We start from the raw sequence: 21,967 nt of genomic DNA on the forward strand, positions 1-21,967 counted from the left end.
TAATTTTTCTTGATCTACACTCATCTCTATACCATCCCTTCATTTATCTACAAACATTTGTTCTCCTGTTATATATTAATTATATAACATAAATCAAACCTAGTCAATTTAAAAACGCTACTAATGATTATATTTTTATTCATTACATTTTATTTATAAACCATTATTAATAATTATATACACAAAAGAAAATATTCTTAAAATGAAAAGAGGTATACTATAATAGTATACCCTTTTTTATATTTTTAAAATTTCAAGTTGTTATTTTTTATTTATTAATCATTAATTTTTATTTATTAAAGCATAACTATTTACTTAGAAGACATAAAAAGCTCTTTATTTTTATATAAGTATTCCCACCCAGAATATAAAGTAAGTAGTGTAGCTATAAGAATAAGAATTCCACCTATGTTTAATATTAATCCATTTTCAAACTGAGCACCTAACAATAAAAACACTATCGATACCATTTGAGTTATCGTTTTAAGTTTTCCACTGTTGCCAGCTGCAATTACTTTCCCATCTGCCGCTGCTATAGCTCTTAATATGCTAACTGTAAGCTCTCTAGCTACAATTATAATTACCATCCAACTACTTATAAGATGGTCTTCTATCATACATGTAAGTGCTGAAATAACCAATAGCTTATCTGCTAATGGGTCCATAAACTTTCCAAAGTCAGTAACTAAGTTGTATTTTCTAGCTATTTTTCCATCTAAAGCATCCGTAATTGAAGCTATTATAAAAATAATACAAGCTATTAAAAACTTATTTGGTACATTGAGTAACATAATTAAAACAAATACTGGTATTAAAAATATTCTAAACAAAGTTAATTTGTTAGGCAAGTTCATATAAAACATCTCCCATTAAATCGTATTCCATTGCATTATTTATTTGAACACTTACAAATTCTCCTACTTCAAGATTGTCTACGCTTTTCACATATACTATACTGTCAATTTCTTCTGCATCGCCTTGTGTTCTTCCCGTATACACATTATCTTCTATCTGCTCTTCTATTAGCACCTCATATGTTTTTCCTATTTTTTTATCATTGAGCTCTTCAGATATTTTTTGTTGAATCATCATTAAAGTATCTCTTCTCTGTATTTTTACTTCTTCATCTATATGATTTGGCAATCTATCTGCTGGTGTATCTTCTTCTCTTGAATATGCAAATGCACCAAGTCTATCAAACTTAACTTCTTTAACAAAGTCCACAAGTTGTCTAAAATCATCTTCTGTTTCACCTGGAAATCCCACTATTATCGTAGTTCTAAGTATTGCATCTGGTATATTGCTTCTTATAAGATTAATTTTATCTAAGATATCTTCTTTAGTAGTTTTTCTATTCATTAATTTTAAAATATTGTTACTTGCATGTTGTATTGGCATATCAAAGTAACTACATATATTATCATATTTCTTTATAACTTGTACCAATTCTTCTGTTATAGATTCTGGATATGAATACATAACTCTTATCCACTTAAATCCATCTATCTTTGCAAGTTCTTCTAAAAGCTCTGATAGCCTTTCTTTTCCATATAAATCAAAACCATACTTTGTAGTATCTTGTGCTATAACTACAAGTTCTCTTACTCCAGATTCAGCTAATTTATTAGCCTCTTTAATTATATCTTCAAATTTTCTACTTCTATATTTACCTCTTAATTTTGGTATTATACAGTAAGTACAATTATTAGAGCATCCTTCTCCAATTTTTAAATATGCCATATAGCTAGGTGTAGATACATATCTCGGTAAATCTTCATTGAATACAAATTCTATATCATCAAGACTTACAATTTGATGTTTTTCACTTAGCTCTTTTAGTATTTCATCTATATTTTGATAACTTCCTGTACCTACTATAGCATCTATTTCAGGAATTTCAGCTTTTAATTCTTCAGAATATCTTTGTGCTAGACACCCTGTTACTATCAACAATTTTAAGTTGCCAGTTTGTTTTAATTCTGCAAAGTCTATTATTGTATCAATAGATTCTTGTTTAGCTGACTCTATAAAACCACATGTATTTACTATAATTACATCAGCTTCTTCAAAATCTCCAATTAATTTATAGCCTTTTTTATTTAAAATTCCCATCATTATTTCTGCATCCACTAAATTTTTTGAGCATCCTAATGATTCTAATGCTATCTTTAACATTTCCTATCTCCTTCCAATATGCTCTCATATAAATCTATAACATCTTCCAAAGCCTTTTGTGTATCATTAAAATTTATAATCTTATTGTACTTATATTTCTCCACTGAATGCATATACAATGGGTCATAGTATTCTAAAAGATACCTTCTTACAAGTTCTTTATATTTACCTAATTCTAATAAATCAATATAATCATCTACTACTTTATGACCCAATCTTTTTCTAAATTTATTTATACATTCTTTTAAGACCAATATATTATCTTCATCTTTATCATAAATGTAATCTCTACAAAGTCTATTAACTCTATTTTCAATATCACAATTTAACAATATGTGATAACCTTCTCGTGTCATTGCCTCAAAAATCTCATTTGGAACTATAACACTTCCAACTCGTTTACTTTCACTCTCAACAAATATATAATTCTCTTTTGAGAAAAATATACTTTCAAATAATTTCGTTTCAAAGTTCTTTTGAGATGGTGGTTTTTTATCAAATGTTATAAAACCAAAAGTAGAACCACTGTTTCTAGCTATCCCCTCTAAATCCAATACATCTATTCCTTTTCTTTCTAATAAATGTAGTAAATCAGTCTTTCCTGTTCCAGTCAATCCATGAACAGATACAAAGTTTTTTGTATCCATTATATTCCTTAAATACTCTAAAACAAAATTTCTATAAGCCTTATATCCACCTTCAAGTTGATATACATTTACACCTAATGATGATAATAAATTTACTATACTTCCACTTCTCATCCCACCTCTTGCACAATATATGACAATATTATCATAATTTGCTGAAAGCTCTGCTGCTTCTAAATATATATCTTTTAATTTATACGATACATAGTCAAAACCCTTTTGTATTGCCTCATGTTTTCCCTGCATTTTATAAATTGTTCCAACTTCATTATGCTCATTATTTTTAAAAAGAGGCATATTGATTGAATTCAATATATGGTCCTCTTCATATTCCCCTTCTGTTCTTACATCTACGAATATTACTTTATCTAGCTTAAGTGCTTTTTCTATTTTTATAACTGACAATTCTATTCACCTTCTAAATTCTGCAAATCCTGTTTGCTTATTAATACCTTTCTTGGTTTACTTCCCTCACTTGCTCCAATTATGCCTCTTTCTTCCATAGAGTCTATAAGTCTAGCTGCTCTATTGAATCCTATTTTAAATCTTCTCTGTAACATAGAGGCAGATGCTTGACCACTCTCCACAACAAATTCTATTGCTTCACTCAAGAATTCATCCTCATCGCTACTCTTTGAAGTATTAACCTTAGATATAGTTTCAATTATGTCTTCTTCATATTTTATTCCATCTTTAACCTGACTTTTTACGAAATCAATTACTTTTTCCGATTCGCTCTCTGATATGAATGCACCTTGAAGTCTAACTGGCTTTGCTGCACCAAGTGGGTAGAATAACATATCTCCTTTACCTAGAAGCTTCTCTGCGCCACCCATATCAAGGATTGTTCTTGAATCTGTTTGAGATGATACAGCAAATGCTATTCTAGATGGTATATTGGCCTTTATGACCCCTGTTATAACGTCAACAGATGGTCTTTGAGTTGCTACAATTAAGTGCATTCCAGCAGCTCTTGCCATTTGAGCTAGTCTACAAATATAGTCTTCCACATCATTTGCACTTGCCATCATTAAGTCTGCTAACTCATCTATTATTATTACTATTTTAGGTAATTTTTCTTCTGCTTTCTCATTATAACTTGTTACATCTTTTACTTGAGCATCTGCAAATAGCTTATATCTTCTATTCATCTCTGTAACTGCCCAATTTAAAGCATTTGCAGCTTTTTTAGGGTCAGTAACTACTGGTATTAATAAATGTGGTATTCCATTATAATTTGCAAGTTCAACTACTTTTGGGTCTATTAATAATAATTTTACTTCATCAGGGTTTGCCTTATATAATATACTACTTATCAAAGTATTTACGCACACACTCTTTCCTGAACCTGTAGAACCAGCTATAAGTAAGTGTGGCATCTTACCTATATCTCCAATTATAATTTTACCTGCTACATCTTTTCCAAGTCCCATTGCAAGAGGAGAATTAAAATTATTAAATTCATCACTTTCTAGAACTTCTCTTACTCCAACCATTTGAGCCTCTTCATTTGGAACTTCTATTCCAATTGCACTTTTCCCAGGAATTGGTGCTTCAATTCTTATACTTTTAGCTGCTAGACTTAAAGCTATGTCATCAGTTAAATTTACAATTTTACTTACTTTTACTCCTGGACTTGGTTGTATCTCATATCTTGTTATAGTAGGTCCAACTGTAACTTGATTAATTTTTGCTTCCACTCCAAAATCTGATAGTGTCTTTTCTAAAAGAGAAGCATTTTTTAATACTTTCTTTTTACCATTTTCATCAGACTTCTTATTTACTTTGTTTAAAAGCTCAATGCTAGGCTTTTTATAGTTTGAATAATCTTCATTAACTGGCTCTGCTATAATACTCATAGGTTGAGTTTTTTCTATATTGTAATTAGATTTACTTATATCAACTTTTTTTTCTGGTTTAGTATCTACAACTGGACTTTCATTTGTAGCTTTTTGTAATTCTTTTAAAACATCTAGCTCTGGCATACTTTGAGTTCCTTCTAATATTTCTAAGTATTCATCTTCTGCCTTATTAAATCCAACTATTTTAATAGTCTTATCATCAACACCATCACCATTTTCCTCTTCAAAATATTCATCTTCTTCATCTTCATTATTACTACCTTTTGATATCAATCCTTTAAAGAATCCTGTTTTTTTGTTTATAGTAGTGTCATCTACTTCATCAGTCATCATATCTATTGCAGATTTCTTCATATTTGCAATTTTATCTTTAAATGTTAAATTACTATCTTTTGATGCTTTAGGTTTTGATTTTGCATTTGATATCAAATCTTTTATAGAAATATTAAATATAAACATTATAGAAAGTATAAGGGCAAAGATACTTATTAACCATCCACCTGCTATTCCAAATATTTTACTCATGTAATACGCAATAGTTGTTGCTATCAAACCACTACCTTGTCCACTTACACCCAATTTCATAACATCATCAAACATATTACCTTTTAGTGGGCTATCTACAGGAATAGTTCCTGCATTTAATAATCCATAAAATACAAAGATAAATAAAATAATTATGTAGTATAGTTTAGTTTTTCTTAGCCTATATATATATTCATTTCCATCAAAAAAACCTAGAAGTCCTGTTATAATTACTATAAATGGTATTGCTATAGAAAGCCCTCCAAATAGTCCTTTAAAAAGATTTTGCATTAACACAGGTACCCATCCCATAGAATTAGAGTTTAAACTATATAATAAAAATACACCTACAAATATTGTTATTAAATTATGATATTCTGCATTAAAACTTAAGGTATTCACCTTCTTTTTTTTCTTCTTTTTCGTGGCCATTAATATCACTCCTTATTTTTAGCAAGTTTTACCCCTTCACAGCAAAAAGTGCTAATGCCTTAACACTAACACTCCTACTTTATTACATCATTATATCATAAATTTTATTATTTAAACAAATTTTAATCATTATTTTTTTCGTCCTCAGATTCTTTTATAAGTTCTTTTAATTTTTTAAGAGCTTCCTTTAGTCCTCCGACTTCATCTATAAGACCATAATCTACAGCTTCTTTTCCTATTAATACACTACCAACATCACTTACAAGCTCGTCTTTTTCATGCATAAGTTTCTCAAGTACATCTTTTTTGATATTTGATGTTCTTGTTATAAATTGAATTATTCTATCTTGCATCTTTTTAAAATATTCAAAGGTCTCATTTATACCAATCACAAGACCAGTAGTTCTCACAGGATGTATAATCATGGTTGCTGTTGGTGCTATGAATGAGTAATCTCCTGCTGTAGCAAGAGGAACTCCTATACTATGGCTTCCTCCTAGAACAAGAGTAACTACTTTCTTAGATGTACTGTTTAAAAGTTCTGCAATAGCTAGACCTGCTTCAATATCTCCTCCAACAGTGTTTAAAACAACCAGTACTCCTTTAACATCATTACTTTCCTCAATTGAATATAACATTGGAATTATATGCTCATACTTTGTAGCTTTTTTTTGAGGATTTCCTATAAAATGTCCCTCAATTTCTCCAATTATAGTTATACATTGAATATCTTTAGGAGGTTGAGGTGGCATTTCATTAGTACCAAATTGCTTTATACATTCTCTTTCTTCACAACTAGATTCTTCATTACAATTCTCTTTATCAAATCTTTCATTATCTTCTCTGTAATCTTTCATAAACAAACTCCTATCAAAATTATATTTAACTTAGTTTTACCAAATAAATCAAATATATTAAGATATATATGAAATTATCAAATTTGAATAAAAATAATTGTATTATAGTGCTTATTTTACATAAAATTGTTGATGTATAGCATGTACTGCTGTATTCATATCTTCTTCACTAACTAAACAAGATATAGTCATATTTGAATCTGATGTTTGTAAAAGAGATACTCCTTCTTTTGATAAGCCTCTAACTACCTTTGACATGATACCAGACATTTCATCAGCAATTCTTGAACATATCAGTGTTACCTTAGCACAATCTCTATTTACTTCATAATCCAATTCAAATTTATCTAGTATTTCTTTTAATACTTTTATATCAGAATCTTCTACAACAAACGCTTTTTCTGATATGAAGAAATTTATCATATCTATAGTTATAAGTTTATTTTCTATTTCATTTAATACTTCTGTAAATACTTCCTCTGCTGATTTAATCTTAACTTGAGCCACATTATCTTTATTTGCAACAGCAACTTTAAAGTCTTTTTCTTGCTCATATTCTATATTTTCTTCTAAATGACTACATAAAGAGCCTATTTTTGTACCTTCAAAAGTTGGGTTCGTTGTATTTTTTATGGCTAAAGTTATATTTCCACTTTTAGCTAATTGTACAGCTCTTGGATGTATTACCTTTGCACCTTTGTCAGCCATTTGGAATACTTCCTCATAATCTATAAAACTCAATACTTTAGCGTTTGGTTCTACTCTAGGGTCTGCAGTCATTATACCATCTACATCAGTGTAAATTTCCACTGTTTCACATTCTAAAGCTTTACCAATAGCAACTGCTGATGTATCACTTCCTCCTCTTCCAAGAGTAGTTATTTCTCCATCATCTGTTACACCCTGGAATCCAGCTATAATTACAACTTTACCATCATCTAAAGCTCTTTTTACTTTTTTAGGATTTATATACTTTATTTTGGCATTAGAATATTCATCACTTGTAATTATACCTGCTTGTTGACCAGTAAAGAAAACAGATTCTATACCCTGTGAATTCAATAAATTAGCAAGAATTGTTCCTGATATTATTTCCCCACAAGACATTATTAAGTCAAGTTCTCTTTTACTTGGCTCATCATTTACTGCATTACATAAATTTATAAGTGTATCTGTAGCATATGGAGCTCCTTTTCTACCCATTGCTGAAACTACTAATACTAATTGTAATTCTTCATCATTATTTTTGTATGCTTTTACTATCTTACATACTTCATTCATTTTTTCATATGATTCTACTGATGTCCCACCAAACTTCTGCACTAAAATACTCATTTTTTCCTCCTAAATATATCCCTCATATTCTATAATTATCATGTCATTACCTATTTTTTTTACATTTCTCCATGGTACTTCTAAAAATGACTTATCTTTTCTTCTGGCAAAAAAGCCTTTTTCTTTTGGAATTAAAAGCGCTAATATACCGCCTGTAGTTTCATCTAGTATAAGGTCACATTCTCCAATGACCCCCAGTCTTTCTCCTGTGACCAAGTTAACTATTTCCTTACCTGCTATTTCAGATAAATTCATATTTTATACCTCCAGAGATTTACTTTTTAAGATACTATTCCAGATGTAGAATCTTTTCTACGTCTCTTCCAACTATACATGTACCAATATTTTCGATATTGAATACCTTGTCAACAACCTTCTTTACTGAATTAATATCAACATTATTTATACATTCAAGTATTTCATCTGTAGTTTTTACGTTTTTACTAAGTAACATAGATTTACCAGTAGACATCATTCTACTGCTAGTACTTTCTAAATCCAATATATAATTGCCCTTTAACTGTTCCTTACTTTCAGATATTTCTTTTTCTGTAAGATAGTTTTTTCTTATATTTTCAATTTCTTTCTTTATTAAATTATACACATCTTGTAAATTTTCTGTACTCATACTTGCAAATATACCTAATTCACCACATTTTCTATATAATGTCTGTGATGAGTATATTGAATATACTAAACCTTTTTCCTCCCTTATTTTCTGAAAAAGCCTTGAGCTTATACTTCCACCGAAAATATTATTTACCACTGCCATTGAGTAGACTTCTTCATCATTTTCAAAAGGAATACCTTTTAGACACATAGCTAGGTTTACTTGTTCAATATCTTTATTTTTTGATATAAAGCAAGGATTAAACTTAGCCTCGTTTATGTCTACACTCAAATTTTTCTTTTCCCAGTGTCCAAATTTTGATTTAATTTTTTCTACCATATCATCAAATTTAAAGTTTCCAGCTATAGAAATAACAGCGTTATTTGGAATATAATACTTGTTTAAGTATTCTAACATAGATTCCCTAGTTATACTGTATAGAGATTCTTTTGTCCCAATTATATTCATTCCTAATCCATCATTAGCATATATATTTTCTACCAATAAATCATAAGATAAGTCATCTGGAGAGTCTTCATACATCTTAAGTTCTTCCAATATTATAAGTCTTTCCTTATCTATATCATTTTTATCAAATTTAGAATTTAGTATCATATCGCTTAATACATCAATTCCTATATCTATATGCTCATCTATTAGTTTTACATAATAACATGTACATTCCTTACTTGTAAATGCATTTATTTGCCCACCTAAATTGTCTATTGAGCTAGCAATCTCTTTTGATGTTTTGTTTTTGGTTCCTTTAAACATCATATGCTCTATAAAATGAGAAGTTCCACTCACCTGTGCTTCTTCTATCCTAGAACCTGCATTTATCCAAATACCTAATGTTATTGACTTTAGATATGGTATTTCTTCACCAATTATTGTAAGCCCATTTTCCAGTATTTTTGTCTTATACATTACATTCTCCTAACAATTTATTCTTTGTTTCATATTGGATTATTGAAAACACTATGTTTTAATTATATTTATTTTTATATGTATTACATTATAAGTCAGTCCTTTAATTAATTCAACTACAACTTATACAATCTTAATCAAATATTTATACTTTGTCTACTTAAATACATCACTAAGTTTTCCTGGTTTTAGTCCCTTTTCCTTTACAATTGCTATAATATCATCTATACATTTTGTAGTTGCACTTGTTGGATGCATTAAAATTATACTACTATCTTTAATATCTTTTTTCTTCATTCTATCAATGATTACTTCTGGCTGGTCTTTGTATTTCCAGTCTATAGTATCGGCATCCCATTTGATAGAAGTATATCCTAATGCTTTAGCGGCTTTTACTGTTTCTGGACCAAAAGAACCTGCTGGTGCTTGAAAAAATTTAGTTTTTTCACCTATAATTTCTTCAATTATTTTTTTAGATGTCTCTATTTGTTCATAGTTATCTTCATATGATAGTGTTGAGTAATCTAAATGTTTGTATCCATGATTACCTATTTCATGTCCTTGTTTTTTTATCTTTAATAATTCGTCCTTATTCTTTTCTGCCCATTTACCAGTTACATTAAATGTAATCTTTACATTTTCTTTTTTAAGTGTTTCTAAAATGGATTCTACGTACTCTGTTTCCCATCCAAGGTCTATGTTACAAGTTAACGCAACGTATCCACTTTTATCCTTAGTACCTCTTTCATATGGCAAATCTACACCATTAAATAAATTAAATACTGGCTTATTATTAAATAACTTTAATACCATTACCCCTCCTGATAATCCTAATAATATTACTAAAATTAGTACTACGATTTTTTTAAGCTTACTCTTATTAAGTACCATCATTATCATTAAAACTCCCCCTAATTATGTACAAATTGTTTCTTATTTAATACTATTAAAAATAAGCTCTGTTTATGCACTAAATATAACTTAAATGATTCTCTGCATATCCAATAAAGCTTTCTATCAATTAAATTTTAAATAGATTCTTTATAAGAATAAAACATCCAAGAAAAATAACTTTAAGTTATCTACTGCTAAGCTTTTAGGGTTATCTACTTTTTTGTATCAAAAAAGCAAAGTCCTAAGGCTTTGCTTTTAATTATATAATAAATTATTTATTTTTATGCTCTGGTTTTGGCAAAAGAGCTTTTCTTGATAAATTAACTCTTCCTTTTTCATCAATTTCTGTAACTTTAACTTCAACTTCATCTCCTATATTCAATACATCTTCAACTTTAGCAACTCTTTCGTGACCTATATGAGATATGTGAAGTAATCCTTCTTTTCCTGGAAGTATCTCAATAAATGCTCCAAAGTTCATTATTCTACTTACTTTACCTTTATAAGTTTTCCCTACTTCTGGTTCAACTACTATGTTATTTATAAGTTCTTGAGCTTTCTTAATCATATCAATCTCAATACCTGATACAAATACTTCTCCAGTTTGTTCAATATCTATCTTAACTCCAGTTTCATCTATTATCTTAGTTATTATCTTTCCACCAGGTCCTATTACATCCTTTATCTTGTCAGGATTTATTTGCATTTTAACAATCTTAGGTGCATATGGTGAAAGTTCTGATTTTGGTTGAGATATAGTTTTTCTCATCTCTCCTAATATATGGATTCTACCTTCCTTAGCTTGTTTTAAAGCACGTTGTAAAATTTCTTTATCTATACCATCTATTTTTATATCCATTTGTATTGCTGTTATACCATATTCTGTACCAGCAACTTTAAAGTCCATATCTCCTAAATGGTCTTCCATACCTTGTATATCTGAAAGCACTGCAACTTTACCATCATGCTTTATAAGTCCCATTGCAATACCTGCAACCATATCTTTTATAGGTACACCTGCATCAAGTAAAGATAATGTTGAACCACATACACTTGCTTGAGATGTAGAACCATTTGAACTTAATACTTCAGAAACTAATCTAATAGCATAAGGGAATTCTTCTTGAGATGGTATTACTGGTAATAAAGCTCTTTCTGCTAAAGCACCATGTCCTATTTCTCTTCTTCCTGGTCCTCTTGATGGTCTAGCTTCTCCAACACTATATGCAGGGAAATTATAATGATGCATATATCTCTTGTTTTCTTCTTCATCTAATCCATCTAATTTTTGAACATCTCCTAAAGCACCTAAAGTAGCCACGTTAAGTACTTGAGTTTGCCCTCTAGTAAATATAGCTGAGCCATGAGCTCTAGGTATCATACCAGTTTCACACCATATAGGTCTTATTTCTTCAAGTTTTCTATTATCTGGTCTTACATTTTCATGTACTATAAGCTTTCTTACCTCTTCTTTTATTATATCTTGTAATACTTCTTCTATATCACCAATAAACTCTTCAAAATCTTCTAGAGTCTCTTCAAAGTGAGCTAAAGTTTCTTCTTTAACTCTGTCCATATTTTCCATTCTCTCTAACTTTTCAAAAGTCTGAACTGCTTTTTTCATCTTGTCAGTTGCAAATTCACGAACTAATTGATTTATTTCTTCTCCCGCATGGTATAATTCAACAGCCATTTTTTCTTTTCCAACTTCTGCAACTATACCTTCTATAAACTCCACTACTTTTTTTATTTCTTGATGAGCAAATAAAATAGCATCAAGCATTATATCATCTGGAACTTCATCTGCTCCAGCTTCAACCATCATTATGGCTTCCTTTGTACCCGAAACAACTAGATGCATTGAACTTTTTTCTCTTTGCTCTGCGTTTGGATTTACAACAAATGCGCCATCTACAAGTCCAACACATACTGAACCTGTTGGTCCATTAAATGGTATGTCTGATATAGAAAGGGCTATTGAAGAACCTATCATTGCTACTATATCTGGTGTGCAATCTTGGTCTACTGATAAAACTGTTGCAACTACCTGAACATCATTTCTAAATCCTTTTGGGAATAAAGGTCTTATTGGTCTATCTATCAATCTTGATGTAAGTATAGCTTTTTCTGAAGGCTTCCCTTCTCTCTTTAAAAACCCTCCAGGTATCTTACCTACAGAATATAATTTTTCTTCATAATCCACACTTAATGGGAAAAAGTCTATTCCATCTCTAGGTTTGGCAGACTTCGTTGTATTTACCATTACCATACTATCGCTGTATCTAACTATACAACTACCATTAGCCATTTCACAAATCTTGCCTATTTCTACAGAAAGTTCTCTTCCTGCAAAATCCATTTTAAATATTTTATGTTCAAACATTAATGCTTGTCCTCCTCTTATTAAAAACACGTATATCACTCTATTTACTATATTATCAAAAATACTATAAATTAACAATATAAAATTATCTTCACATATATATGCAAAAACCTTATATTACTACTAATTAGAACAACTTATAGCCAATATATCTGGCCCTGTATGAGAGCAAATAGAAACTCCTCCTCGAGTAAATAATACTCTTCTTGCCTTTATTCTCTTATTTACTTCATCTTTTAATATTTCACAATCATGTAAATTATCCCCACAACCTATTGTGACGATTTTTCCTTCTAAAGTTCCTTCATTCATTTCTAAAATTATATCAACCAATTTACTTGCTATATTCTTTGTTCCTCTAACCTTATTTACCAACTTAGCTTCCCCATTATCAAAGAAAAATATAGGTTTTATATTCAACATATTTCCTATCAAAGCAGTTGCAACTGGGACTCTTCCACTTTGCTTTAAAAAATCAAGTGTATAAGGTGCAAAAAGTAATCTTACACTACTACGAGTATTTTCTAACTCATCTATGATTTCTTCAAATCCCAATCCTTCTTCAAGAAGTTCACATGCCTTTATAACATATTGTCCACTACCAAGAGATAAATTTCTAGTATCAAATATATGTATTTTCTCATTTTCATCTACATCATTTTTAGCTATCATAGCACTTTGAAAGGTTCCTGATGCATTTGATGCTCCTGTTAGACAGATTATATGATACCCCTCTTCTGTAAACTTATCAAATACTTCTTTAAACTCCATATATGTAGCTTGTGAAGTTTTAGGTATTTGCTTAATTTCTTTTACTTTTTTATAAAACTCTTCTTTCTTTATATCTACTCCTTCTATATATTCTTTGTAATTAAAAACAACTGTAAGTGGAACTATTTCTATATAATCTTTTTCCGATATTTCATCTGGAATATCACATAAACTATCACATACTAACTTTATTTTCAAAATAATATCCTCCTTATTCCAACTGATTATACTGTTATAAAATTTCTATATTTATCCTGTCTTTCCTTTTAAATTAATTATGTATTTATATACTATTTTAATATTCTTACCCAATATTATTCATTTTATAATTTTTTATAATATATAAACTACTTTTATTATTAACCATTTTATTTTATAATGAATTAACTATAAAAAAGCAGGTATAGTGTATACCTGCTTTTTTATAAAGAATGAAATTACTTTCTTAATCCTAACTTAGCTATTAATGCTCTATATCCTTCAAGATCTTTTTCTTTTAAGTAAGCTAATAAGTTTCTTCTTCTACCAACCATTTTTAATAATCCTCTTCTTGAATGGTGGTCTTTCTTATGAGTTTTTAAATGTCCATTTAACTCATTTATTCTAGCTGTTAATAAAGCTATTTGTACTTCTGGAGAACCAGTATCTCCTTCAACTCTTCCATATTCTTTTATTATTTCTGATTTGTTTATCATTTAGATTACCTCCGTATTTTTTTAGAAACGCCTATTACTAAGCATTGATTGGAGTATTCAAATGCCGAGTAATGGTTATTTTCCTTAATCATTTTATCATACATTACTTATTTTTGCAAACATAGTTTTCATATACATAATTTGTGTCATGAGACAATTGATTTTTTAAGTCATCTATCGAATTAAACTTTCTCTCATCCCTTATTCTTTCCAAAAATTCAACAATTATATTTTCACCATAAATGCCTCTGTCAAACTCTAAAATATTTGTTTCAATAGATAAAGATTTTCCATTAACTGTTGGGTTGTAACCCACATTTGTAGCACCAAAATAAGTCTCATCTCCAATATGTACAATAGAAGCATAAATACCTCTCTTTGGAACGAGCATATTATTCTTAAGGTCAATATTCGCTGTTGGGAATCCCATAGTTCTTCCAAGGTGTTTAGAATGTATAACACAGCCTTCTAACTTGTAATTACGACCTAAATACTCTTTGACATTAGTCATATCACCTTGGGATACTAAACTTCTAATATAAGTACTACTCACTCTTACATCATTTATTTTGATTGGTCTTATTACTTCTACTTCAAAACCAAATTCATGTTCTAAGCTTTTTAATAGATTAACATTACCTTCTTTTGCTCTTGCAAATGTAAAATCATGTCCAATTACTATCTTTTTAGCTTTTAATTTTTTTACTAGTATCTCATCTACGAAATCCTTTGCAGGTATTTTAGTCATATACTCATCAAATGGTATGATTACAACTGTATCTATTCCCAAATCTTCTAATAATTTTATCTTATCATCATTACTTATAATATTTTTTGTTGAGTTTGGTCTAAAGTAATTTACAGGATGATTTGCAAATGTAAATACAATACTCTGTATATTTTCTTTTTTTGCATATTCAACTGTTTTTTTTATAAGAACTTGATGGCCTTTATGTACACCATCAAAATTTCCTATGGTAATGACACTTTCTTTTATGTTTGCTATTTCTTCTATAGATTTTATAATCACCATAATAAATGTTCCCCGCTAAAATATAATTTACTCTTAACTTATTCACAAACTATTATAGCATAAGTAAAAGAGATAGACTATAGAAGTTATTATAGTACTATCTCTTTTGTTGTTTTTTTAAATACATTAGTTATATGAACATCTTATCACTTTTAACACTTATTGTATTATTATGTTTTGATAACTTTCCTAATCCTAAGAAGTTATCTGTACTATATACTCTTACAAATTCATCATCTTTATCAAAATTATTTTTCAAAAATCTTTTATCTTCTATTGAACCACCATTACTATAATATTTTATAGCGCTAGGATTTAATACAATATAATTAAACGAATCAAGTACATAATCTATATCATATAAGTATTTATCTAAAGTTTTATTTTCATGAAATAATTCTAATTCTTCTAATGTTATTGAATTCTCTAAGTTAAATTTACCAGAAGATGTTCTATTCAAAAATGACATATGTGCTCCACAACCTAAATATTCTCCTATATCATGGCAAATACTTCTAACATAAGTTCCTTTAGAACACTCAACATAAAACATTACTTTGTTACCCTTTATACTGAGTATTTTTATGTCTTTTATATTTACCCTTCTTGTTTTTAAAGTAATTTCAGATTGTCTACCACTTCTTACTAAATCACACATTCTCTTTCCATTTACTTTTAAAGCTGAATAAATTGGAGGAAGTTGATTTATTTCTCCTCTTTGTGTATCAAAAGCTCTCTCTATCTCTTCATTACTGAATTTAAAATCATCAACCTTTTTTAAAATTTCACCTGAGGCATCATAAGTGTCTGTACTTATTCCTAAAGTAAGCTCACATATATACGATTTATCTTTATTTAAAATAACTTCACATACTTTTGTAGCTTTCCCTATACAGATTGGCAAAACACCTGACGCATCTGGGTCAAGAGTACCTGTATGACCTACTTTCTTTATATTTAAAATCTTTCTCACTCTACTTACAACATCATGAGATGTCATACCTGTAGGTTTCAATATACTTATAATCTTATTCATTTTACTGTCACCTTAAATTGATTTTAACACTGCCTCTAGTACCATTTTTTTTGCATTATCAACACTATCTTTAATAGTACATCCAGCAGCCCTTATATGACCACCACCACCAAATAACTTGGCTATTTCACTTACATCAACATAATTTTTTGACCTAAAACTCACTTTAATTTCATTTTGTTTTTTCTCTTTAAATAAAATTCCAACTTCTATACCTTTTATGTCTCTTGTATATGTTGTTATTCCATCAACATCATTAAAGCCAATATTATTTCTATTCATCATGTCTTGAGTTAAAACTATACTAGATACCTTTGAATCAAATATCTCCAAACCCTTTAGAGCTTCTCCTAATAATTTATAATAATCAGAAGAATTGCTTTGATATATATTTTGTATTATAGTATTTTTTTGTGCACCTAAAACAAGTAAATTTTTTGCCATTTCAAAGCTACTTGCATGTACATTTGAATACGAAAAGTTTCCAGTATCAGTTACAAGACCTGTATATAAACATGTTGCTATATCTTCATTTATAATCTTAATATCTTTTATTTTCTGGAATCTAACCAATAAATTATAAACTAATTCACATGTAGAAGATGCATCAATATCTACATAATTTAAATCACCATATGAATCATTACTAGCATGATGGTCAATACAGATTAATTTTGATGCATTATTTTTGATTTCATCACTCACACATATTCTCATTTTATCTCCACAATCAAGTGCTATTATAGAATACTTATTTATATCAAATTCATTAGATTTATAGATTTTTACACCTTCAACCAAAAATTTTAGATTTAATGGAACTTCATCATCAAGTACATAATATACATTTTTTCCTAATTTTTTTAATGTATAATACATTGAAAGTGTAGAACCAATGTTATCTCCATCTGGACTAATATGAGAGGTAACTATAAAATAGTCACCCTCATAAATATAATTTATAATACTATCCATATTATTCATCATAATTTTTATCCTCATTTTGTTGAGTATTTGTTTTATTAACTCTTTTTATAAGGCTATCCATATACATTCCTTTTTCTATTGAATCATCAATTTTAAAGATTATTTCAGGAATATATCTAAGTTTTATATTTTTTCCTACTTCTCTTCTTATATACCCTCCAGCACTTTTAAGTCCTGTTAGTGTAGATTCTTCATCTCCACCTAAAATACTCACATATACATAAGCATATCTTAAGTCATTTGTAACTTCTACATCAGTTACGCTTACCATAGATGTTATTCTAGGGTCTTTTACTCCATTTATAATCATAGTACTTACTACTTTTCTTATTTCTTCTGCTATTCTTCTTGTTCTATTATATGATGCCATACCATCGACCTTCTTTACTAACTGATTTTCTTTGATACGAATTTATAATTTTCTTTCTACTTCTTTAGTTATATAAGCTTCTACTATGTCACCTTCTTTTATATCATTATAATTTACAAAGCTCATACCACATTCGTATCCAGAATTAACTTCTTTTACATCATCTTTAAATCTCTTAAGTGCTGCAAGTTCACCTTCATGTATTATTATACTATCTCTAACTAATCTTACTTTACAGTTTCTAAATATCTTGCCATTAGTCACGTAACATCCAGCTACTGTTCCAACACCAGATATTTTATATATTTCTCTTATTTCAGCTTTTCCTGTTTCTTCATCAACATATTCAGGGTCTAACATACCAGTCATAGCAGCTTGTATATCTTCTATGGCCTTGTATATTATAGTATATGTTCTTATGTCAACATTTTCTTTTTCTCCTAAAGATTCTGCACCTGGAACTGGTCTTACATTGAATCCTATTATTATTGCATTAGAGGCTGCTGCAAGTAATATGTCTGATTCAGTTACAGCTCCAACACCTCCATGTATTACTTTAACTTGTACTTCTTCATTTGATAATTTTTCTAAAGATTGTTTAACTGCTTGTACTGAACCTTGTACATCTGCTTTTATAACTATATTAAGGTCTTTTATAGAACCTTCGCTCATTTGACTAAACAAAGCATCTAGTGATAATCTTTGAGTTGATTTTAACATTTCATCTCTAACTATTTGCTGTCTTCTTGCTGCTACACTTCTAGCAATTTTATCAGTTGGAACTTCTACAAATTGGTCTCCACCTTGTGGAACTTCTGATAAACCTAATATCTCAACTGCTGTAGATGGACCTGCTGTTTTTACTCTTTTACCTTTTGCATTTATCATTGCTCTAACTTTACCACATGCAACACCTGCAACGATTGGATCACCTACTGTTAAAGTACCACCTTGAACAAGTACTGTTGCAACTGGCCCTCTTCCTTTATCAAGCTCAGCTTCTATAACAGTTCCTACTGCTCTTTTATTTGGATTTGCTCTCAATTCTTCCATTTCAGCAACCAATAATACCATTTCTAAAAGTGTATCTATTCCCTCTTTTTTCTTAGCTGATACTGGAACTGCTATTACTTCTCCGCCCCAATCTTCAACCAATAGTCCTTGGTCTGCTAATTCTTGTTTAACTTTATCTGGATTTGCACCTGGCTTATCTATTTTATTGATAGCAACTATTAAAGGCACACCTGCTGCTTTAGCATGGTTTATAGCTTCCACTGTTTGAGGCATTATACCATCATCTGCTGCAACTACTAGTATTGCTATATCTGTAACTTGTGCTCCTCTTGCTCTCATTGATGTAAAAGCCTCATGTCCTGGAGTATCTAAAAATACTATTTTTTGTCCATTGATTTTAACTTCTGAAGCACCTATATGCTGAGTTATTCCTCCAGCTTCACCTGAAATTACATCAGTTTTTCTTATTGCATCTAGTAAAGATGTCTTACCATGGTCAACATGTCCCATAACTGTAACAACTGGTGGTCTAGGTTTTAAATCCTCTTCTTTATCTTCTTCAATTTCCATTAAAGCTTCTATTTCTAAAGCTTCTGTATCATCACTTTCAGCTACTGTTAATTCAAATCCATAGTCTTTGGCAGCTAAAGCAGCAATCTCAAAACTTATCTCTTGATTTATTGTTGCCATAGTTCCCATTTTCATAAGCTTCATAATTATTTCTGATGGAGATTTATCTAATCTCGTTGCTAATACTTGTACTGTCAACTGTCCATCTATTTCTATAACATTTCCATTTTCTTGAGATGAATCTTCACCTAACATTTCAAGTGCTAATTCTAACTCTTCACCTTCTAATACTGAATCCTTGTCAGTTACATTTATATCTAATTCAGCTAACTTATTTATAAGCTCTTCATTTGATATATTTAATTCTTCTGCTATTTGGTATACTCTTGTTTTTGACACAAGATCACCCCCTATTTTATTTTAAATTTCTATTAATTCAATTATCTTTTTAGAAAAATTTTCATCTTTTATTCCTACAACTGCCCTTGGAGATTTTCCTATTGCAAATCCTATTTCCTCTTTTGTTGAAAAAAATAGATATGGAATATTTCTAAAAGTTGATTTATCTTTAAAAAGTTTTTTAGTATTATTTGACGCATCTTCTGCTATCAAAATCAAACTTACTTTTCCTTTTTTAAGGTCAAGCAAAGTTGAATCATCACCAGACACTATTTTCCCTGCACGAGTTGCGAGTCCTAAGAATGAAAGTACTTTTTCTTTATTATTTTTCATATTCTTCTAACTCCATAAGTAGATTATCATAGACTTCATCAGGAACATCTATCTTAAAAGCTTTATTTAATGCTTTACTTTTTATAGCTTTTTTTAGACATTCAGAGCTTTTACATACATATGCTCCTCTTCCATTTGCTCTTCCTGTTGGGTCTAAAAATATTTTTCCTTCTTTATTTTTAACTATTCTTATGAGCTCTTTTTTAGAGTCTCTATCTTGACACGCTATGCATTTTCTTTGAGGTACTTTTTTTACTTTTTTCAAAATCATCCCTCCTTACTCTTCTTCACTAAAATTATCATCTGAAGTATCTAACTCTTCTTGGTTGACAAATTCAGCTTCAACATCCTCTTCTTCTATTTTTTTGAAATTTTCAAGAGTTAACATTTCTTGTTCTGCTTGAGATTCGCTCTTAATATCTATTTTCCAGTTAGTCAATTTTGCTGCAAGTCTTGCATTTTGTCCTTCCTTGCCTATAGCAAGTGATAGCTGATAATCTGGAACGATTACTAAAGCAGACTTTTCATCTTCATTTATATCTACTCTAACAACTTTTGATGGGCTAAGTGCTGCTGATATAAACTCTGCTGGATTTTCACTGTATTTTATTATATCTATTTTTTCATCACCAAGTTCATCCACTATATTTTTTACTCTAAGTCCTTTTGGTCCAACACAAGCTCCAATTGGGTCTATTTTTTCATCTATAGATCTTACTGCCATTTTAGTTCTTGACCCAGCTTCTCTTGCTACAGATTTTATTTGAACTATTCCTTCATATATTTCAGGAACTTCTTCTTCAAACAATCTCTTTACTAGACCTGGATGACTTCTTGATACAACTATTTGAGGTCCTTTGTTAGTCTTTTTAACTTCAAGTATATAGAATTTTATCTTTTGACCTGCTTTATAATTCTCAAATGGTATTTGCTCACTTTGAGTCATTACACCTTCTATTCTTCCAAGGTTTACATAAACAACATTTTTATTTGCTCTAGCAACCTCTCCTGTAACTATTTCATTTTCTTTTTCTATAAATTCATTATACACTATTTCTCTCTCAGCTTCTCTTATTCTTTGAACAACTACTTGTTTTGCTGTCTGAGCTGCAATTCTTCCAAAGTTTTTAGGAGTAACTTCATGTTCTATAATATCACCTAATTCATAATTAGGATTTATCTCTCTAGCATCCGCTAACTCTATTTCTAAGAAAGTATCATATAAATCTGATTCATCAACAACAACTCTTTGAGAAAATACTTTTATATCTCCCTTGTCTCTATCAAACTCAACTCTAACATTTTGTGCTGAACCAAAGTTTTTCTTGTATGCAGTTAAAAGAGCTTGTTCTATAGTATCTATAAGTATCTCTTTGTCTATACCTCTATCAACTACTAATTCATCTAATGCTTCCATAAATTCATGATTCATTTTTTTATATCCTCCCTATTTAATATACCACTAAAACTTTATTGCTAATCTGACAATAGCAACATCTTTTCTATTAAATTCCATTTCTTTACCATTTACAAGGATTTTTATATTATTATCTTCTGTTAGTCCTACAAGTTCACCTTCAAATTGTTTACATCCATTTAATGGTTTATATAATTTCAAATCTACATCTCTACCTTGGTATCTCACAAAATCTCTGTCTTTTTTTAATGCTCTATCAAGTCCTGGAGAGGATACCTCTAAAAAGTAATTCTCTTTTATAGGGTCTTTTTCATCAAGTATTGGGCTTAATTCTCTACTAACTAATTCACATTCGTTTAAAGATATTCCTTCTTCTTTATCTATGTATACTCTTAAGTAGTATTCTCCTGCTTCTTTTACATATTCAACATCAACCATTTCAAATCCATGTTCATCCGTTATTTTAGTTACAATCTCTTCGATTGTAGCTTCTAAATTTTTTTTCATTAAATTTCCTCCTATTCAATTGTAAATAACCAGTTCCTATAATCTTAAACAAAATACATTTAATAAAACTAAAACTAGTTTTTTAATAATATATTTAAAATAAAAGAGTGAGAACAGCTGTCTCACTCTTAGTTTCTGCAAAGTATACTATTTTCTATACTATGATATCATAAAATTCTTTTATTTGC

At 29.4% G+C, this 21,967-nt stretch carries 21 protein-coding genes; all 21 read right to left on the reverse strand.

The annotated features are described in order from the left end of the window. Positions 1–311: 311 nt before the first annotated feature. Positions 312–854, reverse strand: coding sequence for a CDP-diacylglycerol--glycerol-3-phosphate 3-phosphatidyltransferase (gene pgsA, locus KGF39_RS05335; protein WP_227821478.1), 543 nt, complete (start codon positions 852–854; stop codon positions 312–314). Further along, positions 841–2,175, reverse strand: a complete 1,335-nt coding sequence (gene rimO / locus KGF39_RS05340; protein WP_227821479.1) for a 30S ribosomal protein S12 methylthiotransferase RimO — start codon at positions 2,173–2,175, stop codon at positions 841–843. The genes pgsA and rimO overlap by 14 nt, the downstream gene beginning before the upstream one ends. Beyond that, positions 2,169–3,227, reverse strand: a complete 1,059-nt coding sequence (gene mnmH / locus KGF39_RS05345; RefSeq protein WP_227821480.1) for a tRNA 2-selenouridine(34) synthase MnmH — start codon at positions 3,225–3,227, stop codon at positions 2,169–2,171. Before mnmH ends, rimO begins: the two co-directional genes overlap by 7 nt. A 2-nt stretch (positions 3,228–3,229) precedes the next feature. After that, entirely contained in the window at positions 3,230–5,641 is a 2,412-nt protein-coding gene (locus KGF39_RS05350; RefSeq protein ID WP_227821481.1) for an FtsK/SpoIIIE family DNA translocase, read from the reverse strand. A gap of 122 nt (positions 5,642–5,763) precedes the next feature. Beyond that, entirely contained in the window at positions 5,764–6,498 is a 735-nt protein-coding gene (locus KGF39_RS05355) for an ATP-dependent Clp protease proteolytic subunit (protein WP_227821482.1), read from the reverse strand. A 111-nt stretch (positions 6,499–6,609) separates the two neighbouring features. Continuing rightward, positions 6,610–7,833, reverse strand: a complete 1,224-nt coding sequence (dapG, locus tag KGF39_RS05360) for an aspartate kinase (protein ID WP_227821483.1) — start codon at positions 7,831–7,833, stop codon at positions 6,610–6,612. A 9-nt stretch (positions 7,834–7,842) separates the two neighbouring features. Then, complete coding sequence (locus KGF39_RS05365) at positions 7,843–8,088, reverse strand: YlmC/YmxH family sporulation protein (RefSeq protein ID WP_003419503.1); 246 nt, start codon at positions 8,086–8,088, stop codon at positions 7,843–7,845. 34 nt (positions 8,089–8,122) lie between these two features. After that, the gene (locus KGF39_RS05370; protein ID WP_227821484.1) at positions 8,123–9,370 is read right to left on the reverse strand and encodes a M16 family metallopeptidase; all 1,248 of its coding nucleotides are present in this window, start codon (positions 9,368–9,370) and stop codon (positions 8,123–8,125) included. Positions 9,371–9,526: 156 nt separating this feature from the next. Then, on the reverse strand, positions 9,527–10,270 hold the full coding sequence (locus KGF39_RS05375) for a polysaccharide deacetylase family protein (RefSeq protein WP_107595521.1): 744 nt from the start codon (positions 10,268–10,270) through the stop codon (positions 9,527–9,529). A 265-nt stretch (positions 10,271–10,535) separates the two neighbouring features. Further along, on the reverse strand, positions 10,536–12,647 hold the full coding sequence (gene pnp / locus KGF39_RS05380) for a polyribonucleotide nucleotidyltransferase (RefSeq protein WP_227821485.1): 2,112 nt from the start codon (positions 12,645–12,647) through the stop codon (positions 10,536–10,538). A 123-nt stretch (positions 12,648–12,770) separates the two neighbouring features. Then, complete coding sequence (locus KGF39_RS05385; protein WP_227821486.1) at positions 12,771–13,616, reverse strand: DegV family protein; 846 nt, start codon at positions 13,614–13,616, stop codon at positions 12,771–12,773. Between the two features lie 239 nt (positions 13,617–13,855). Then, on the reverse strand, positions 13,856–14,113 hold the full coding sequence (rpsO, locus tag KGF39_RS05390; protein WP_054273308.1) for a 30S ribosomal protein S15: 258 nt from the start codon (positions 14,111–14,113) through the stop codon (positions 13,856–13,858). 103 nt (positions 14,114–14,216) lie between these two features. Further along, entirely contained in the window at positions 14,217–15,146 is a 930-nt protein-coding gene (locus KGF39_RS05395) for a bifunctional riboflavin kinase/FAD synthetase (protein ID WP_227821487.1), read from the reverse strand. A gap of 130 nt (positions 15,147–15,276) precedes the next feature. Further along, entirely contained in the window at positions 15,277–16,182 is a 906-nt protein-coding gene (gene truB, locus KGF39_RS05400) for a tRNA pseudouridine(55) synthase TruB (RefSeq protein WP_054273306.1), read from the reverse strand. 12 nt (positions 16,183–16,194) lie between these two features. Further along, positions 16,195–17,166, reverse strand: a complete 972-nt coding sequence (locus tag KGF39_RS05405; RefSeq protein WP_227821518.1) for a DHH family phosphoesterase — start codon at positions 17,164–17,166, stop codon at positions 16,195–16,197. Then, positions 17,159–17,539: a 30S ribosome-binding factor RbfA gene (gene rbfA, locus KGF39_RS05410; RefSeq protein WP_227821488.1), complete on the reverse strand. Its 381-nt coding sequence runs from the start codon at positions 17,537–17,539 to the stop codon at positions 17,159–17,161. Before rbfA ends, KGF39_RS05405 begins: the two co-directional genes overlap by 8 nt. Positions 17,540–17,581: 42 nt before the next feature. Continuing rightward, entirely contained in the window at positions 17,582–19,522 is a 1,941-nt protein-coding gene (infB, locus tag KGF39_RS05415) for a translation initiation factor IF-2 (RefSeq protein ID WP_227821489.1), read from the reverse strand. A gap of 21 nt (positions 19,523–19,543) precedes the next feature. Beyond that, on the reverse strand, positions 19,544–19,855 hold the full coding sequence (locus KGF39_RS05420; RefSeq protein WP_054273303.1) for a L7Ae/L30e/S12e/Gadd45 family ribosomal protein: 312 nt from the start codon (positions 19,853–19,855) through the stop codon (positions 19,544–19,546). After that, complete coding sequence (rnpM, locus tag KGF39_RS05425; RefSeq protein WP_003419469.1) at positions 19,845–20,126, reverse strand: RNase P modulator RnpM; 282 nt, start codon at positions 20,124–20,126, stop codon at positions 19,845–19,847. The genes KGF39_RS05420 and rnpM overlap by 11 nt, the downstream gene beginning before the upstream one ends. Before the next feature lie 6 nt (positions 20,127–20,132). Next, positions 20,133–21,287: a transcription termination factor NusA gene (gene nusA, locus KGF39_RS05430; protein WP_227821490.1), complete on the reverse strand. Its 1,155-nt coding sequence runs from the start codon at positions 21,285–21,287 to the stop codon at positions 20,133–20,135. Positions 21,288–21,317: 30 nt separating this feature from the next. Next, positions 21,318–21,779 carry a ribosome maturation factor RimP gene (gene rimP, locus KGF39_RS05435; protein ID WP_054273301.1) on the reverse strand — a complete coding sequence of 154 codons (462 nt, stop codon included), beginning with the start codon at positions 21,777–21,779 and terminating at the stop codon, positions 21,318–21,320. Between the last annotated feature and the right edge of the window lie 188 nt (positions 21,780–21,967).

This window comes from Clostridioides sp. ZZV14-6345, assembly GCF_020657775.1.
In the GTDB taxonomy this organism is placed as follows: domain Bacteria; phylum Bacillota; class Clostridia; order Peptostreptococcales; family Peptostreptococcaceae; genus Clostridioides; species Clostridioides difficile_D.

Excerpts from the sequence above, each read along its gene's own strand:
- rbfA (WP_227821488.1), bottom strand. The coding sequence starts at position 17,539 with ATGGCATCATATAATAGAACAAGAAGAATAGCAGAAGAAATAAGAAAA.
- KGF39_RS05365 (WP_003419503.1), bottom strand. The coding sequence starts at position 8,088 with ATGAATTTATCTGAAATAGCAGGTAAGGAAATAGTTAACTTGGTCACA.
- KGF39_RS05420 (WP_054273303.1), bottom strand. The coding sequence starts at position 19,855 with ATGAAAAATAATAAAGAAAAAGTACTTTCATTCTTAGGACTCGCAACT.
- rpsO (WP_054273308.1), bottom strand. The coding sequence starts at position 14,113 with ATGATAAACAAATCAGAAATAATAAAAGAATATGGAAGAGTTGAAGGA.
- pnp (WP_227821485.1), bottom strand. The coding sequence starts at position 12,647 with ATGTTTGAACATAAAATATTTAAAATGGATTTTGCAGGAAGAGAACTT.
- rnpM (WP_003419469.1), bottom strand. The coding sequence starts at position 20,126 with ATGATTTTGAAAAAAGTAAAAAAAGTACCTCAAAGAAAATGCATAGCG.
- KGF39_RS05405 (WP_227821518.1), bottom strand. The coding sequence starts at position 17,166 with ATGAATAATATGGATAGTATTATAAATTATATTTATGAGGGTGACTAT.
- truB (WP_054273306.1), bottom strand. The coding sequence starts at position 16,182 with ATGAATAAGATTATAAGTATATTGAAACCTACAGGTATGACATCTCAT.
- dapG (WP_227821483.1), bottom strand. The coding sequence starts at position 7,833 with ATGAGTATTTTAGTGCAGAAGTTTGGTGGGACATCAGTAGAATCATAT.
- KGF39_RS05395 (WP_227821487.1), bottom strand. The coding sequence starts at position 15,146 with ATGGTGATTATAAAATCTATAGAAGAAATAGCAAACATAAAAGAAAGT.
- KGF39_RS05350 (WP_227821481.1), bottom strand. The coding sequence starts at position 5,641 with ATGGCCACGAAAAAGAAGAAAAAAAAGAAGGTGAATACCTTAAGTTTT.
- KGF39_RS05375 (WP_107595521.1), bottom strand. The coding sequence starts at position 10,270 with ATGATAATGATGGTACTTAATAAGAGTAAGCTTAAAAAAATCGTAGTA.
- rimP (WP_054273301.1), bottom strand. The coding sequence starts at position 21,779 with ATGAAAAAAAATTTAGAAGCTACAATCGAAGAGATTGTAACTAAAATA.
- nusA (WP_227821490.1), bottom strand. The coding sequence starts at position 21,287 with ATGAATCATGAATTTATGGAAGCATTAGATGAATTAGTAGTTGATAGA.
- pgsA (WP_227821478.1), bottom strand. The coding sequence starts at position 854 with ATGAACTTGCCTAACAAATTAACTTTGTTTAGAATATTTTTAATACCA.
- KGF39_RS05355 (WP_227821482.1), bottom strand. The coding sequence starts at position 6,498 with ATGAAAGATTACAGAGAAGATAATGAAAGATTTGATAAAGAGAATTGT.
- KGF39_RS05370 (WP_227821484.1), bottom strand. The coding sequence starts at position 9,370 with ATGTATAAGACAAAAATACTGGAAAATGGGCTTACAATAATTGGTGAA.
- rimO (WP_227821479.1), bottom strand. The coding sequence starts at position 2,175 with ATGTTAAAGATAGCATTAGAATCATTAGGATGCTCAAAAAATTTAGTG.